The 14,684-nt window shown below is 69.9% G+C and carries 14 protein-coding genes and 1 pseudogene; 4 read left to right on the top strand and 11 right to left on the bottom strand.

The genetic code is table 11. From position 1 onward, the window contains the following. Positions 1-45 precede the first annotated feature (45 nt). Entirely contained in the window at positions 46-864 is an 819-nt protein-coding gene (locus tag Acor_RS18595) for a GDSL-type esterase/lipase family protein (protein WP_246238745.1), read from the top strand. Positions 865-867: 3 nt separating this feature from the next. Here Acor_RS18595 and Acor_RS18590 read toward each other — a convergent pair whose 3' ends face one another. The 5 genes from Acor_RS18590 to Acor_RS18570 all read right to left on the bottom strand — a co-directional run bounded on the left by Acor_RS18590 (position 868) and on the right by Acor_RS18570 (position 4,766). Continuing rightward, positions 868-1,473 carry a response regulator transcription factor gene (locus tag Acor_RS18590; RefSeq protein WP_155337947.1) on the bottom strand — a complete coding sequence of 202 codons (606 nt, stop codon included), beginning with the start codon at positions 1,471-1,473 and terminating at the stop codon, positions 868-870. After that, positions 1,470-2,528 (bottom strand): sensor histidine kinase, encoded by a 1,059-nt coding sequence (locus Acor_RS18585; protein ID WP_155337946.1) that lies wholly within the window; start codon positions 2,526-2,528, stop codon positions 1,470-1,472. Before Acor_RS18585 ends, Acor_RS18590 begins: the two co-directional genes overlap by 4 nt. Further along, positions 2,528-3,253, bottom strand: a complete 726-nt coding sequence (locus Acor_RS18580; RefSeq protein ID WP_155337945.1) for an ABC transporter permease — start codon at positions 3,251-3,253, stop codon at positions 2,528-2,530. The genes Acor_RS18585 and Acor_RS18580 overlap by 1 nt, the downstream gene beginning before the upstream one ends. Further along, on the bottom strand, positions 3,250-3,975 hold the full coding sequence (locus Acor_RS18575; RefSeq protein ID WP_155337944.1) for an ABC transporter ATP-binding protein: 726 nt from the start codon (positions 3,973-3,975) through the stop codon (positions 3,250-3,252). Before Acor_RS18575 ends, Acor_RS18580 begins: the two co-directional genes overlap by 4 nt. 71 nt (positions 3,976-4,046) lie before the next feature. Further along, the gene (locus tag Acor_RS18570; protein WP_155337943.1) at positions 4,047-4,766 is read right to left on the bottom strand and encodes an alpha/beta fold hydrolase; all 720 of its coding nucleotides are present in this window, start codon (positions 4,764-4,766) and stop codon (positions 4,047-4,049) included. A gap of 57 nt (positions 4,767-4,823) precedes the next feature. Here Acor_RS18570 and Acor_RS18565 point away from each other — a divergent pair, with 57 nt between their 5' ends. Continuing rightward, positions 4,824-5,765: a helix-turn-helix transcriptional regulator gene (locus Acor_RS18565; protein ID WP_155337942.1), complete on the top strand. Its 942-nt coding sequence runs from the start codon at positions 4,824-4,826 to the stop codon at positions 5,763-5,765. Between the two features lie 61 nt (positions 5,766-5,826). Further along, positions 5,827-7,752 (top strand): amino acid transporter, encoded by a 1,926-nt coding sequence (locus Acor_RS18560; RefSeq protein WP_155337941.1) that lies wholly within the window; start codon positions 5,827-5,829, stop codon positions 7,750-7,752. Positions 7,753-7,757: 5 nt separating this feature from the next. Here Acor_RS18560 and Acor_RS18555 read toward each other — a convergent pair whose 3' ends face one another. Then, a complete protein-coding gene (locus Acor_RS18555; RefSeq protein WP_246238742.1) occupies positions 7,758-8,975 on the bottom strand; it encodes a glycosyltransferase family 4 protein in 1,218 nt (405 codons plus the stop codon). Between the two features lie 269 nt (positions 8,976-9,244). On the opposite strand from Acor_RS18555, the gene Acor_RS18550 reads away from it, so the two are divergent. Continuing rightward, positions 9,245-9,517: a DUF3040 domain-containing protein gene (locus Acor_RS18550; RefSeq protein ID WP_155337940.1), complete on the top strand. Its 273-nt coding sequence runs from the start codon at positions 9,245-9,247 to the stop codon at positions 9,515-9,517. 3 nt (positions 9,518-9,520) lie between these two features. Here the strand turns inward: Acor_RS18550 and Acor_RS44430 are convergent, their stop codons facing one another. The 5 genes and pseudogenes from Acor_RS44430 to Acor_RS18530 all read right to left on the bottom strand — a co-directional run bounded on the left by Acor_RS44430 (position 9,521) and on the right by Acor_RS18530 (position 13,933). After that, positions 9,521-10,135: a hypothetical protein gene (locus Acor_RS44430; RefSeq protein ID WP_246238740.1), complete on the bottom strand. Its 615-nt coding sequence runs from the start codon at positions 10,133-10,135 to the stop codon at positions 9,521-9,523. Positions 10,136-10,291: 156 nt separating this feature from the next. Next, positions 10,292-10,483 (bottom strand): annotated as a pseudogene (locus tag Acor_RS46315) (hypothetical protein); the annotation flags it as partial. 72 nt (positions 10,484-10,555) lie between these two features. Continuing rightward, positions 10,556-11,152, bottom strand: coding sequence for an ArsR/SmtB family transcription factor (locus Acor_RS18540; protein ID WP_155337938.1), 597 nt, complete (start codon positions 11,150-11,152; stop codon positions 10,556-10,558). Between the two features lie 62 nt (positions 11,153-11,214). Then, a complete protein-coding gene (locus tag Acor_RS18535; RefSeq protein WP_246238738.1) occupies positions 11,215-12,795 on the bottom strand; it encodes a penicillin-binding transpeptidase domain-containing protein in 1,581 nt (526 codons plus the stop codon). 475 nt (positions 12,796-13,270) lie between these two features. Further along, the gene (locus Acor_RS18530; protein WP_218034356.1) at positions 13,271-13,933 is read right to left on the bottom strand and encodes a lysophospholipid acyltransferase family protein; all 663 of its coding nucleotides are present in this window, start codon (positions 13,931-13,933) and stop codon (positions 13,271-13,273) included. Between the last annotated feature and the right edge of the window lie 751 nt (positions 13,934-14,684).

Genomic DNA, 14,684 nt, shown 5'->3' with positions numbered 1-14,684 from the left:
AGCAGACCTCTTCGTGATCTCTACCTTGGGCACCCGGAGGTGTCCGTGATCAGGAAGATCATGCCCGTGTTCGCCGCTGTGACGCTGTGCTGGCCGGCTACGGCGGCGGCCGCGGCTCCCCGTGAGCCGGTGATTCTGGTGGCGCTGGGGGATTCGATCAGCGTCGGGTTCAACGCCTGCGGCTGGTTCGTCGACTGCCCGTCGCGCTCCTGGTCGGCGGGGGACCATGCCGACGTCAACAGTCACTATCTGCGCATGCTGGCCGCCGGAGCGGACGTCATGGGCCGCAATCTGAACTTCGCCGAGTCCGGGTCGACCAGTGCCGACCTGCTCGGGCAGGTACGCGAGGCGGTAGCGGCCAAGGCCACCTACGTCACGATCCTGATCGGCGCCAACGACGTCTGCACACGCTCGGAGCAGTCGATGACGGCGGTCGCCACCTACCGGCAGCGGATCACGGCGGCGCTGCGGGAGCTGCGGCCGGGCGGGGCGCAGGTGTTCGTGGCCAGCATCCCGGACGTCAAGCACCTGTGGCGGGTCGGGAAGGCCAACGTGCTGGCGCGCACGTTCTGGTCGATCGGCGGGGTCTGCCAGGCGCTGCTGGCCAATCCGGCGTCGAAGGCGAAGAAGGACGAGGAGCGCAGGGACAGGGTGCGGGCGCGCGTCGTGGCGTACAACGCCGAGCTGGCGGCGGCCTGCGCCGCGTACGGCCCGGCCTGCCGCTACGACGGCGGCGCCCTGTTCGGCTACCCGTTCACGCTCGGCCAGGTCAGCGGCTGGGACTTCTTCCACCCGAACGCCGCGGGCCAGCGGGCCCTGGCCGAGGTCACCTTCAAGGACGTGGCCGCCCATGCCGTGGGGTGAGCGTCACAGCCAGCCGTTGCGGCGGGCCAGCCTGGCCGCCTCGACCCGGTTGCGGGTGCCGGTCTTGCCGATGGCCGCGGACAGGTAGTTGCGGACCGTGCTCTCCGACAGGTGCAGCCGGGCCGCGATGTCCGCGATCGTCGAGCCGTCCCCGGCGACCGCGAGCACGTCGCGTTCCCGGTCGGTGAGCGGGCTCGGGCCGGTGCTGAGCGCCGCCGCGGCCAGGGCCGGGTCGATCACGCGTTCCCCGGCCAGGACCCGGCGGATGGTCGCGGCGAGCTCCTCGACCGGGCCGTCCTTGACCACGAAGCCGTACGCGCCGGCCTCCATGGCGCGGCGCAGGTAGCCGGGGCGGCCGAAGGTGGTGAGGATCAGCACCCTGCATTCCGGCACCCGCTCGCGCAGGTCGGCGGCGGCGTCCAGGCCGCTCCGGCCGGGCATCTCGATGTCGAGCAGGGCCACGTCCGGCCGGGAGTCCAGCGCGGCGGCCACCACCGCGTCCCCGTCGCCGACCTGCGCGACCACCTCCATGTCCGGCTCCAGGCCGAGCAGCAGGGCGAGCGCGCCGCGCATCATGGTCTGGTCCTCGGCCAGCAGCACTCTGATCATGCCGGTACGGTAACCCGCAGCCGGAACCCGTCGGCCCCGGTCACGGCCAGCCGCCCCCCGGCCGCCTCGACCCGTTCCCGCAGCCCGCCCAGCCCGTGCCCCTCCACCGGTTCGCGCGCCCCCCGCCCGTCGTCGAGGATCTCCAGTTCCAGTTCGCCGGCCCGGCTGAGGGTGATCCGGCAGGAGCGGGCGGCGCTGTGCCGGATCACGTTGGTCACCCCTTCGCGCACGGCCCAGCCGAGCAGGGCGTCGGTCTCCGGCGGGAGCCGTACCTCGGGGGCCTGGACGAGCAGGTCGACGCCCGCGTCGGTGAGGACGTCGCGGGCGGCGGCGAGTTCCGCGTCCAGGCCGCGCCCCCGGTAGCCGGTGACGGCGGCGCGCACCTCGGCCAGGGCCTGGCGGCCGATCTGCTCGATGTCGGCGGCCTGCCGGGCGGCGGCCGCGCCGTCGCCGGGGGCCAGGCGGCGGACCGCCTCGGCTTTGACGACCATCACCGAGAGGGTGTGGCCGAGCAGGTCGTGCAGGTCGCGGGAGAAGCGCAGCCGTTCCTCGGAGACGGCGACCCTGGCCAGTTCGCGGCGGGTCTCGGTGAGCTCGCGGATGGTGCCCCAGAGCTGGACGATGATCCACGGGATGAGCCCGGCGACGAACACGCCCCAGGCGGAGAACCCCATCGCGAGCGGGCCGAAGTCGGCCGACACGGCGACGGCGACCGCGGCGAGGGCGAGCATCAACAGGATGCCGCGGGCGGCCCGGACCGTGATGCCGACGGCGATCGCCACCATGGTGAGCACGAACGACCAGGCGCCCTGGAAGGCGACGCTGGCGGCGACGCCGACCACGAGCAGGGCGGGCAGGGCGATCCTGACGGCCCGCGCCCGATCGGCGAAGGCGAGCCTGATGGTCCACAGGTAGAGGGCGGCCACGGCGGCGATCGCGGGCCAGGCCAGCCAGAGCGGCCGGTGCCCGCCGGCGATGATCTCGGCGATGGGGAACCCGCAGAGCAGGACCCACACGTACATGCCGGCCGAGTCGGGGGTGCGCACGGCTTCCATCAGACCATGCGCCCGGAGCGGAGGTAACCGCGGCGGGCGTAGCCGGCGGCCAGCGCCGTCCAGGCCAGGAGCACCAGGGCGGAGCGCGGGTCGGGGGAGTGGTCGAAGGCGACGCTCCACGACAGGTTGGCGTAGTTGTTGACCGGCGTCCAGGTCGCGGCGGCGCCGAGCCAGGCGGGGAAGTTGGTGGTGGGGAACCAGAGGCCGCCGAGGGCGGACATGCCGATGTAGGTGGCCAGGTTGGCGGTGGCGGCGTTCTGCGGGGAGAGCAGGTAGCCGTTGCCGAGGGCGAACAGGCTGAACGGGATGGTGCCGGCCCAGAGCAGGGCGGCGACGGTGAGCCACTGGGCGGGGTCGAGGCTGACCCGGTTGATCAGGGCGCCGGCGGCGAGGACGAGCGCGATGGACGGGACGACGATGATCGCGGCGGTGGCGGTTTTCCCGGCGATGACGTGGAACGGGGTGATCGGGGTGATGCGGAGCTGCCGCATCCAGCCGAGCGCCTTGTCCTCGGCGATGCCGGTGCCGTTGCTGAAGACGCCGCCGAGCGCGCCGTACGCGGCCATGGCGACCATGGACCAGAGCGCGCCCCCGGCGCGCGCCTCGGGGGGCAGGGCGAGGGTGGTGAACAGCAGATACATGGTCACCGGGATGGCCAGGCCCATGGTCACGTAGCCGGTGTCCCGCATCATCTTGCGGGTCTCCAGCCGGATGTAGGCGATCACCGGTCCTCTCCCTTCGAGGTCAGGGCCAGGAAGGCGTCCTCCAGCGGGCTGGCGGCGGCGAGTTCGGCCCGCGCCCTGATGTCGGCGCCGGTGCCTTCCGCGGCGATCCGGCCCTCGGCCAGGACGACGATGCGGTCGGCGTGCCGGTCCGCCTCCTCCAGGTAGTGGGTGGCGAACAGGATGGTCTTGCCCCGTTCGTTGAGGCGGCGCATGGCGGCCCAGAACTCGCGCCTGGCCCGCACGTCCAGGGCGGCGGTGGGCTCGTCGAGGACCAGCAGGCCGGGGTCGCCCGCCAGCGCCATCGCGAAGCGCACCCGCTGCCGCTGGCCGCCGGACAGGCTCTCCACGCGTTTGCGTTCCAGGCCGGTGACCTGCGCGATGGCGGCCAGGTCGGCGAAGGGCATCGGGTCCGGATAGGTCGCTCTGATGAAGGTCAGCAGCTCTTTGACGGTGACCCGGCCGGGTGTGCCGCCCTCCTGCTGCATCGCGCCGACCATCCCGGCCTGTACGGCCTGCGCCGGATCCCGCCCGTATAACAGCGCCCGCCCCGAGTCGGGCGCGATCACGCCGAGCAGCATGCCGATGGCGGTGGACTTTCCCGCGCCGTTGGCTCCGAGCAGGGCCAGCGTCTGCCCTTCCGGGACGGTGAGCGACAGGCCATCGACGGCGGTCACATCCGGGTAGCTCTTGCGTACGTCGTCGAGGACGACTGCGTTTGTCATGGTCAGAACGGTATTTTCCGCACGGGACGCCCGGCAGGCCGCTCAATCCTCGATTGAGGAGGACAAATGTCCTACAAAGACATCAGCAGCGCCGCGAGATCGGCCGGGCGGGAGAACATCGGCCAGTGGCTGGTGGGGAACTCGCGGATCTGCCACTCGGGGCCGGTCACCGCCGCGAAGTAGGGGTGCCCCTGGGCCATCAGGTCAGTAATCTCGGCCTCGGAGAACATGCAGCTCACGATCGTCTTGGGGAGCTTGTCGACGGCGCCGGTGAGGGAGAAGGGCTGGCTGATCGGGCCGAGCGGCTGGTCGGTGGCCTTGGCGGTCATCAGCTCCCTGATCTCCGGGGTGAGCCCGTCGAGCCGGGTGCCCTGATCCTGGGCCTCCAGCGGGACGAAGGGAAAACGGTAGCCGTCGACGAGCGCCGCCTCCACGGCTTCGCGGCCGACCAGGTCGATCTGGGCCATGCCATTCGGAACCGGGCCGCTGTCGACGTACACGACGCGGGCGACGCGGTCGGGGATCCGGTCGGCGGCGGCGGTGACCACGCCGCCGCTGCCGCTGTGCCCGACCAGGATGACCTCGTGCAGGTCCTCGTAGGACACCAGGTTGACGATGTCGTCGATGTGGTCGTCGAGCGTGAGGCCGGGCGAGGCCAGATGCGCGCGGTCGGCGAGCCCGGTCAGGCTGATCGGGTACGCGGTGTGCCCCGCCTTCCTGAGCTCGCCGACGACGTCCTTCCAGGCCCACGCCCCCAGCCAGAACCCCGGAACCAGAACAAAAGTACTCATAACGCTCCTCTCGTTGACTCGACTGTATGGATATATCCGGACAGAATCGGTCCTGATATGACGACGAATCGTGTGCTGGCCATGCTGGAGCTGCTCCAGGCCCGCCCCGGCCTGACCGGCCCGGAACTGGCCACCCGCCTGGAGGTCGACGAACGCTCGATACGCCGCTACGCCGCCCGGCTGACCGAGCTGGGCGTGCCGGTCCAGGCGGAACGCGGCCGTTACGGCGGCTACCGCCTGCTGCCCGGCTACAAGCTGCCCCCGCTGATGCTGTCGGAGGACGAGGCGACGGCGGTGGTGCTGGGCCTGCTGGTCGGGCGGCACAACGGCGTCGCGGTGGGCACGGAGAGCGCCCTGGCGAAGATCGAACGCGTCCTCCCCAAAACGCTGGGCGAGCGCGTGCGCGCGATCTCGGAAACGGTCGGCCTGTCCTTCCACCGCCCGGCCTCGCCGCCGCTCGCCGCGTCGGCGCTGCTCTCCCTGGCCGACGCGATCCGCCGCCGCCACCGCGTCCGCATGGAGTACCGCTCCTTCCGCGGCGCCCCCACCACCCGCGACCTGGACCCCTACGGCCTGGTCCTGCACTCCGCCCGCTGGTACGTGACCGGCCTGGACCACCTCCGCCAGGACATGCGCACCTTCCGCCTCGACCGGGTGGCCTCCGTCGAGGTCCTGGACACGACTTTCGCGCCCCCGGACGACTTCAACGCGGTCGCCCACGTCCTGACCTCCCTGGCCGGCGTCCCCTTTCAGCACGAAGTCGAAGTCCTCCTCCACGCCCCGCTCACGGACGTGCGACGCCGCGTCCCGCCCTCAGTCGCCTCCCTGACCGAGACAGAGTCCGGCGTCCGCCTCCTGGCCCGGGCCGAACGCCTCGACGGCATGGCCCAGATGCTGGCGGGCCTCGGCTGGCCCTTCACCGTCGTACGCCCGGCGGAACTCCGGGCCGAGGTCACCGCACTCGCCGACAACCTGCACTCCTGGGCGCGGAACCTCTGACGCCACACTCCCGCCGTGGTGCACCATGAGCACCTGTCGGCCAACCGAGCAGGGAGAAATCGTGGCAGCCACCTCACCCCCCACTCCGCCCGAGTCAAGGCTGCGCGGCTGGCTGCTGAAGGGCCTGCAACGGTCGGCGTCGCCGTCCAGCGGCCCGTATCACGAGGAGCCGCCGGCCCATCAGCATTCCTGGTGGCAGGTGATGTGCCTGACCGGCGTCGACTATTTCTCCACTTTGGGCTACCAGCCGGGCATCGCGGCGCTGGCCGCCGGGGCGCTCAGCCCGATCGCCACCGTGCTGCTGGTGGCGCTGACCCTGTTCGGGGCGCTGCCGACCTACCGCGCGGTCGCCGAGCAGAGCCCGCACGGACTGGGTTCGCTGTCGATGCTGGAGCGCCTGCTGCCCGGCTGGCGCGGCAAGCTGCTGGTGCTGTTCCTGCTCGGTTTCGTGGCCACCGCGTTCATCGTGACGATCACTCTGTCGGCGGCCGACGCCACCGCGCACGTGCTGCACAACCCGTTCGTGCCGGAGTTCTTCTCCGGCTGGCAGGTGCCGGTCACCCTGGCGCTGATCGCCGCCCTGGGCGGGGTGTTCCTGCTGGGGTTCAGCGAGGCCATCTCGATCGCGGTCGTGCTGGTCGCCGTCTATCTGGTGCTGAACGTGGTCGTGGTGGGCGTGGCCCTGGGGCACGTCCTCGCCGATCCCGCGCTGGTCACCGACTGGCGGGCGACGCTGACCAGCGAGCACTCCAGCCCGATCGCGATGATCGCCGTCGCGCTGTACGTGATGCCGAAGCTCGCCCTGGGCCTGTCCGGCTTCGAGACGGGCGTGGCCGTGATGCCGCTGGTCAAGGGCGACCTGGCCCAGCGGATCGCGGGCGCCAAGAAGCTGCTGACCACGGCGGCGCTGATCATGAGCGTCTTCCTGATCACCTCCAGCTTCGCCACCACCGTGCTGATCCCCGCCGCGGAGTTCGCCGAGGGCGGAGCGGCCAACGGGCGCGCCCTGGCCTACCTGGCCCACGAGTACCTGGGCGACTGGTTCGGCACCGCCTACGACCTGTCCACGATCGCCATCCTGTGGTTCGCCGGCGCCTCGGCGCTGGCCGGCCTGCTCAACATCGTGCCCCGCTACCTCCCCCGGTACGGCATGGCCCCCGACTGGTCACGCGCCGCCAGGCCGATGGTCCTGGTCTTCACCGCCATCTCCTTCGTCCTCACCCTGTTCTTCGGCGCCGACGTGGAATCCCAGGGCGGCGCGTACGCCACCGGCGTGCTGGCCCTGATCCTGTCCGCCGCGGTCGCGGTCACCCTGTCGGCGTGGACGGCCGGCCGCACCCGCACCGCGATCCCGTTCGCGGTGATCACGCTGATCTTCGCGTACGCCACCGTGGCCAACATCATCGAGCGCCCCGACGGCCTGGTCATCGCCCTGTTGTTCGTCCTGGCCATCGTGGTCACCTCACTGATCTCCCGGGCGACCCGCTCCACCGAACTGCGGGTCACCCACATCACCCTGGACGACCTGGCCCGCCGCTTCATCAACGAGGCCGGCGAGATCCGGCTGATCGCCAACGAGCCGAACGCGCGCGACCGCGCCGAATACGTCGGCAAGGCCCGCGAGGCGTGGGAGCTGCACCGGCTGCGCGCCGCCGAGGGCCCGCTGTTCCTGGAGGTCACCGTCCCGGACGCGTCGGAGTTCGCGGGCGAACTGCGGGTCGTCGGCGAGGAACGGCACGGTTTCCGCGTCCTGCGGATGGAGAGTTCCTCCATCGCCAACTCCATCGCGGCCCTGCTGCTCTACCTGCGCGACCAGACCGGCAAGACGCCGCACGTCTACTACCACTGGGCCGCCGAGGGCAACCCGATCGGCGCGCTGCTGCGCTACCTAGTCTTCGGCGGCGGCGACATCCCGCCGCTCACCCGTGAGGTGCTGCGCCAGGCGGAACCCGAGACAGAACGCCGCCCGGTGGTCCACGTCGGCTGACGGGTTCAGGTGAGAGTTCGGAGCAGTTTGTCCCAGCGGGGGCCGATGGCGGTCATGTCGTACTGGGCCGCGGTGATCCGGGCCTGGGTGGCGAGTTTGGTACGGAGGTCGGGGTCGGTGATGAGGGTGGTGATGGCCTCGGCGAGGGCGTGGATCTTCTCGGGCGGGACGAGGAGGCCGTCGTGGCCGTGGGTGATGATCTCGGCGGGGCCGGTGGGGCAGTCGTAGGCGATGACGGGGACGGCTTTGCTCATGGCTTCGAGGATGGTCATGGGCATGCCCTCACGGCGGCTGCTGAGGATGCTGACGGCGGCTTCGGCGAGGGCGGCGCCGACGTCGTCGGCCGGGCCCATCAGGAGAACATGGCCGGTGAGGCCGCGTTTGTCGATGGATTCCTGGAGTTTGTCGTGGCGGGGGCCGCGGCCGTAGATGCGCAGGGTCCAGTCGGGGTGCCGGCGGTGGACGTGGGCCCAGGCGCGGATGAGGAGGTCGTGGCCCTTGGCGTGGTTCAGGCGGCCGATGGCGACGGCGACGGGGACGGTCCGGTGGGCGAGCGGGCCGTTGAGGCGGGTGACGGCGTTGGGGATCTGGGTGAGGTGGGCGGGCGGGCGTCTGACGGCTTTGCGGTAGGCGTGCAGGTCGGCCTGGGTGAGGGTGACCAGGGCGGTGAGCCTGCCGTACCGGCGGATGATCTGTTTGCGGGTTTCCGGCTGGTGGGCGGCGAGGTTGGCGTGCTCCTGGCCGATGGTGATGATCTCGGGTCCCGCGGTTCTGGCGATGAGCAGGTTGAGGGCGGGGCGGGTGCCGATCAGGACGCCGCGGCGGCGGGCGCGGATGTAGCGGAGGAGGGCGAGGTCGGTTTTGAGGGTGAACCAGTGGGCGGCGGTTTCGTCGGGTGGGGTGAGGCGGCTGCGGAATCGGTTGAGCAGGCCTTTTCTGCCGTCGACGCGGTCGTCGAGATAGCGGATGCGGACGCCGGGCGGGACGTCGAAGAATGGTTCCGGGCTTTCGCGGACAAGGCTGACGATTTCCACGTCGTGGTTTTCGGCGAGGTGCCCGGCGAGGTTGAATACGGTACGGATGGTGCCGCCCATGCCGTTGGCGTGCAGGAGCAGGATGCGGATCTCGCGGGTGTCCCGTGGTGGTGCTTTTCTGGCGCGCCGCTGGTCCCGTTTTTCGAGCGCCCTGATGGCAGCGCGACGTAATGCCCCCGAGATCGGCAATTGATTCCCCTAGTGGTGTTATGTCCCCGTACCTTCCCTAGGACGTTCCAGTCCGGCATCTTGTTGATGTGATGTGGGTCACACTGGTCACTGATCAGCGGATTTATCGGGTTGGTGGGGAGTGTTGGCTGTTCACGGCTTGATCGGTGGTTCGCGGGGAGTTGCCGCTGGCGGCAAACGGCCGGTAAATACCCGCCCTGCAAACGGCTAACGATCTTCATGGTTGGGCAGAACGTCGGCACACACCTTGCATCCCGGGGAGGTGCGCCATGGCCTGGTCGCAGGACGAGGAGCGGATGCTGGCGATGATCGAGCGGCACCTCAGCGATGAGGATCCGCGGCTCGCCGCCCGCCTTGAGTCGTTCAATGAGCGCGTGGAGCGCGGGGAACACGGCCGGCGACGGGGCGATCGCCGAAGGCGCAGGCGCCCGCGGCGTTCGACGGTGGTGATCGCGGTGAGCTGGTTGCTGATCGCGACGCTGATCGCCACGTTGCTGATCATGGCGTTCCGGCATGACGCGGCGGCGGCACTGGTCTTCTAGCGGCTATTCGCTGTAGGAGGCCGTGCAGACCTGGCCGCCGTCCCCCGTCGAGGTGTTGCGGGCGAGGATCTCGCCGCCGACTTTGATGACGCAGGTGAGGGTCTGCGTTTCGGCTTCTCCGCTGTCCTCGTCGTCCACCGCGCTGGCGGTCACGCTCAGTCCCCAGAGAGAGTTGGTGTGGAAGACCTTCCGGTGCGGCAACGGGACTCCGTCGCCGGAACTCTTCTGACCACCGACGTCGATCATCATGTCGTACGCCAGGCCGGGGGCTCCGTTGCTGGTGATCTCGATTTCGACCGCGACGCCGTCCTGGGCACCGGCCGGAATGTCGTCGTCGACGAGCGTGCTCAGCCCGGAGCCGAGCAGGAGCAGGCCAGCGGCCGTGGTGGCGGCGACGATGACGGCGACCTTGCGCCGCTCCGGAGGCGTGGTGTCGGGGTCGGTACGGAGCCGCTGGGCTTTCAGAGACAGGACGATGGCGACGATCCAGGTGCTGCCGAAGGTGAGGAAGCCGAGCCCGAAGAGGAATCGCGCGGCTTTGTCGTACCTGGAGCCCGGGTCGGGGATGCCGGAGGCGGGCGTCCAGGGGTTGACGTAGTTCGTCGAGTAGGGCGGCATGGGCGGGTAGTGCGTGTGGGCCGCTGCGGACCGCTGGGGTTGCGGTGCGTGGGGCGCGTGGGGCGCGGCGGGCCACTGAGGCTGCGGCGGGTAGGGCATTGAGGGCGCATATGTGGTGTGATGAAGAGTCATACCTGGGATCGTGGGTAAATCCGCGAAGATTTCGCTCAGGTCGCCTACGGTGACAGCTCCCTGCGCCGCCGCGATTCTGGTGAGTAACTCGTCTTTCTGCAGTCGCCCACCGCGAAGTGTTCCCGCAGAATGTCGCAGGCGCGATCCCGGTCGGCGGTGGAAACCCGTATGTGGCGCATCCTCGCCCTCCCCGTCGAGTACTCGGACCGCCTCCAAGTTACTTCAGGTACGGCATCCTCGTCTGCGCATGAAATGTGAAGAAATCGCGCCTGGATAATTCCCGGGCCACTATCCGGCCGGGTCCTCGCGGGTAACGCTGGGGTGCAGGGCGACGACGATGCGGTGGTCCCGGCCGGCCGTGGTGTTCTCGTCGTGGTAGCGCGAGACGAGAGTGGTGACGGCGGCGGTGAGCTCCTCCGCGAAGGCCGCTCGGTCGGCGGCCGAGGCGAACCGGACGGTGCCGTCGATGGCGAAGGTGGCGAGGCGCTTCTGCGCCTGGGTGGCACCGGTGATGAGGGCGCCGACGTCGCGGACGAGCTGAGCGGCGACGGCGAGCAGCCAGCGCGCCGAGAGCCGATCCGGGGCTCGGCTGGGGTCGGGCTGGACGGCCGAGAGCGCGGCGGGGGAGATCACGTAGCTGGCGGCGGTGGCCCGCATGATGCGTTCGGTGACGTTGCCCTTACGGCGCTCTTCGACGAGCTCGACCAGGCCGTGGGCTTCCAGGGTCTTGAGATGGTAGTTGACCTTCTGGCGGGGCAACCCGACCTTGGCGGCCAGCATGGTGGCCGACCCGGGAACCGAGAGCTCAGCGAGCAGCCGCGCACGCACCGGATCCAGCGACACTTCGGCCGCAGCCGCGTCTTCGATCACTGCAACATCGAACATGCTTCAGACGATGCCACCGACAAATCTTCTTGTCAAGACGGTGATGGTTGTCGGTGTGTACGTCAGAGGCCGTGGAGGAAGCTGGCCGCCACCGGAGCTGCGATCTTGCCGCCGCCTCCGCCGCCCTCGACCACGACCGCGAAGGCGAGGTCGCCGCGGAAGCCGTGGAACCAGGCGTGGGATTCGAGCACCGGTCCCGCGCCGAATTCGGCGGTGCCGGTCTTGCCGTAGGTGTCGGCGGGGAGGCCCGCGGCCATGGCGGTGCCCTTGGTGACCACGGCGCGCATCATGGTGCGCAGCTGCTCGGCGACGCCGTCAGGGAGGGCCTGCTTGGTGGCCTTCTGCTTGAGGTTGGGGACCAGGGTGGGCGGGCGCCAGGAGCCGTCGGCGATCGCGGCGGCCACCGAGGCCATCACCAGCGGGCTCGCGATGATCTTGGCCTGGCCGAAGGACTCGGCCGCGAGCTCGGCGTCGCTGGTGGCGCGGGGCATGCTCGCCTTGGTGGCGGGGACGCCGATGTTCAGCGGCTGGTTGAAGCCGAGGGCGGTGGCGGTGTCGTACAGGGCCTTGGCGCTGAGATGCTGCTGGGTGAGGGGGGCGAACGTGGTGTTGCAGGAATGGGCGTAGGAGTCGAGGAAGCTGATGTTGCCGTAGGCGGCGTGGTCGCTGTTGCGGATCTTGAGGCCGCCGACGTTGGCGTCCTTGGGGCAGCTCACCTGCTCGCTGGGGCTCACCCCGGCGGCCAGCAGCCCCGCAGCGGTGACGGTCTTGAAGGTGGAGCCGGGGGCGTACCGGCCGTCCAGAGCGCGGTTGAAACCGCCCTGGTTGTTGACCACGGCGAGGATCTCCCCGCTGGACGGGCGGACGGCCACCAGCGAGGTGGGTTTCTCCAGGTCGCGTACGGCGTTCGCGGCCGCCTGCTGGACGCGCAGGTCAAGGGTGGTGGCCAGCGGTTTGCCCTCGGTGCCCTCGATGGTGGCGAGGCTGTCGTCCCCGGCCACCACCTCGGTGGTGGGGGTTCCGGCGAGCCGTTTCTGGAAGGTCTCCTGGAGCCCGCCGCGGCCGACCGCCTGCCCGGTGCGGTAGGCCGGGCCGAGCTTCTTGACGTCCTTGTCGGTGGCCTTGTCCAGGAAACCGACGAGCTGCTGGACGGATCCGCCGACGTCGGCGCCGTCGATGCGGGATCCGCCGGCGTCGGTGACGGCGGCCCTGGCCGGCCAGGTGGTCTTGAGCTTGAGGTGGTTGGTGCCGTTGAGCGCGGGATGCACGGCGGCGGGCGCCCAGTCGACCTTCCAGTGCCGGTCGGCGACGGTGAGGCCGAGGGTGCCGGTGTAGGTCCAGTCGCCGATGTTCTTGAGTGCGGCCGTGGCCGTGTAGGCGGCGGTCGCTTTGTCGTCGCCGGTCTCGGTGATCGGGCCGAGTTTGACGCTGACGGCGGTGGCGTTCAGGTTCTTGGTCAGCTCGGCGTAGGCGGAGTCGAACTCGCCGGTCGCGGGGGTGGCGAGTTCGGCCTTCATGGCCGTCATGTCGCCTTTGGCCCAGGCAGCGGTGAAGCGCTGCGCGGTCTCCTGGGGGGTTCCGCGGGTGTGCAGCAAGTAGTAAGCGCCGCCGCCGGCAGCCCCGGCGACCAGCACGACCGCCACAGTTGTGATCGCTATCGTCCGTCCACGCACCCTATGCCCCCTTTACGCTCGCCTGAGATCTTAGCGCGCCCGTTTCGTGACCTTTCAGGTTTTGTCCAGGCAGGCGTTTCACGACGGCCTGGACACTGTGGTGGCGTGCGGTTTCGCCATGCCCTGCCCACTGGGGTGGCGTGCGTCTTCACGACGCCCTGCCCACTGGGGTGGCGTGCGTCTTCGCGATGTCCCGGCCACTGGGGTGGTGTGTGTCTTCGCCATGTCCCGGCCATTGTGGTGGCGTGCATCTTCGCGATGTCCCCCCGAACCGCCTCCGCCACCATCGGCCGGAAAACGGGTTGGCCATCGTGGTGGCGTGCGTCTTTGCGATGTCCCGGCCATCGTGGTGGCGTGCATCTACACGATGGCCTGGCCACTGGGGTGGCGTGCGTCTTCACCTACTGCTACTGAACCTGGGCGCCGGTTGGGTTGGGCGTGCGGGCTAGGCGTCGGGCGTCGAGGCATCCGGCGTGGGGCGTTTCGCATACGAGGACACGTACTCCTGGCCGGAGAGCCGCTGGATGGCCGCCATGACTTCGTCGGTGACCAGCCGCCGGTCGCGGGCCCGGCCGGGATCGCCGGTGAAGGTCATGGGCTCCCCGATGCGCACCCCGATGCGGTGCACCCGCGGCACGGACGCGCCCGGCGGCAACACCCGCTCGGTGCCCAGCATCGCCACCGGCAGCACCGGCGCCCCCGTCGTCAGCGCCAGCCACGCCACGCCGATCCTGCCCTTGTACAGCCGCCCGTCCGGCGACCGCGTGCCCTCCGGATAAATGCCGAAGAGTTCCCCGCCCTTCAGGACGCCCGCCGCCAGATCGAGCATCTCCTGCGCCGCGCCCGCACTGTCCCGGTCGATGGCCAGATTCCCCTGCATGATCATGCGAGTGATCGGGTTCCCCGACGTGAAGTACTCGTTCTTGGCCACGAAGGTCACCCGCCGCGGCAGCAGCGCCGGCAGGAAGAAGGAGTCGAGAATGGAAAGGTGGTTGGACGCCAGAATCGCCGGCCCCTGCTCGGGAACATTGCCACGTCCCTCAACCTTCGGCCGCCACACCAGATGCACCGCGGGAACGCTGAGAAACTTGGCGACACGGTAGAACACAGACACTCCTCCGCTAGGCGACCAGGTCAAGCGTAGTTCCCCGGGCGTACATCATCACCGAGGCGAGCGGCTCCCGGCAGCACGACGCCATGACGCCATGGCAAAGATCGCTCCCACTCCGCCCAGCCCCGGCACAAAAGAAGAACGCCCCCGCAGGGGCGTTCTGGAAGAGCAAGGCCGGTGTGGTGGTCGCCTCCTCGGCGAGATGCACAACACGGCTCCAGCCGAACGGTATTCCGTGAAGGCGGTAAATGCGGCCCGGGGGACACATCCACACCGGCATATGTAGTTAACCACATGGCCCGACCCCTTGTTCCCGGCGACATCCCGCTACCGGCGCGTTTCCCTGAGGCGAGGTCTTCACGGGCTCGCTCCGAGGCCGGGGCGCGCTGCAAGCGTGGCAAGCACTCCCGCATGCGGCAGTCACCGCAACCACGGGGGTGGGCAGAGCAGAGGTCAAAGCCCGAATGCGACAGCCACCGCAACGACGGGGGCGGAGTCGGAGGTCAGGCAACGCGCTGTAACCACGGCAAACCCGGATCTCCGAATGAGGCAGTCACCGTAATGGCGGCGGTGGCGGAGCCTGAGGTCGAACAAGCTCGAATGTGACAGCCGTCGTGACGATGGCGGTGGGCGGAGTCCGAGGTCAGGCGACGGGCGCTGCAACCAGGGCAAGCTCGGTTTCCCGAATGCGGCAGCCACCGCTACGACGGGGTCGGGCGGAGCCCGAGGTTGAACAAGAGGGTGGGCG

It is taken from the genome of Acrocarpospora corrugata (assembly GCF_009687845.1).
Classification (GTDB): domain Bacteria; phylum Actinomycetota; class Actinomycetes; order Streptosporangiales; family Streptosporangiaceae; genus Acrocarpospora; species Acrocarpospora corrugata.
This window is presented reverse-complemented; position numbering and strand designations above follow the sequence as displayed.

Coding starts and splice junctions, on each gene's coding strand:
- Acor_RS18590 (WP_155337947.1), bottom strand. CDS start 1,473: ATGATCAGAGTGCTGCTGGCCGAGGACCAGACCATGATGCGCGGCGCG.
- Acor_RS18585 (WP_155337946.1), bottom strand. CDS start 2,528: ATGGAAGCCGTGCGCACCCCCGACTCGGCCGGCATGTACGTGTGGGTC.
- Acor_RS18570 (WP_155337943.1), bottom strand. CDS start 4,766: ATGAGTACTTTTGTTCTGGTTCCGGGGTTCTGGCTGGGGGCGTGGGCC.
- Acor_RS18540 (WP_155337938.1), bottom strand. CDS start 11,152: ATGTTCGATGTTGCAGTGATCGAAGACGCGGCTGCGGCCGAAGTGTCG.
- Acor_RS18565 (WP_155337942.1), top strand. CDS start 4,824: ATGACGACGAATCGTGTGCTGGCCATGCTGGAGCTGCTCCAGGCCCGC.
- Acor_RS18575 (WP_155337944.1), bottom strand. CDS start 3,975: ATGACAAACGCAGTCGTCCTCGACGACGTACGCAAGAGCTACCCGGAT.
- Acor_RS44430 (WP_246238740.1), bottom strand. CDS start 10,135: ATGCCGCCCTACTCGACGAACTACGTCAACCCCTGGACGCCCGCCTCC.
- Acor_RS18550 (WP_155337940.1), top strand. CDS start 9,245: ATGGCCTGGTCGCAGGACGAGGAGCGGATGCTGGCGATGATCGAGCGG.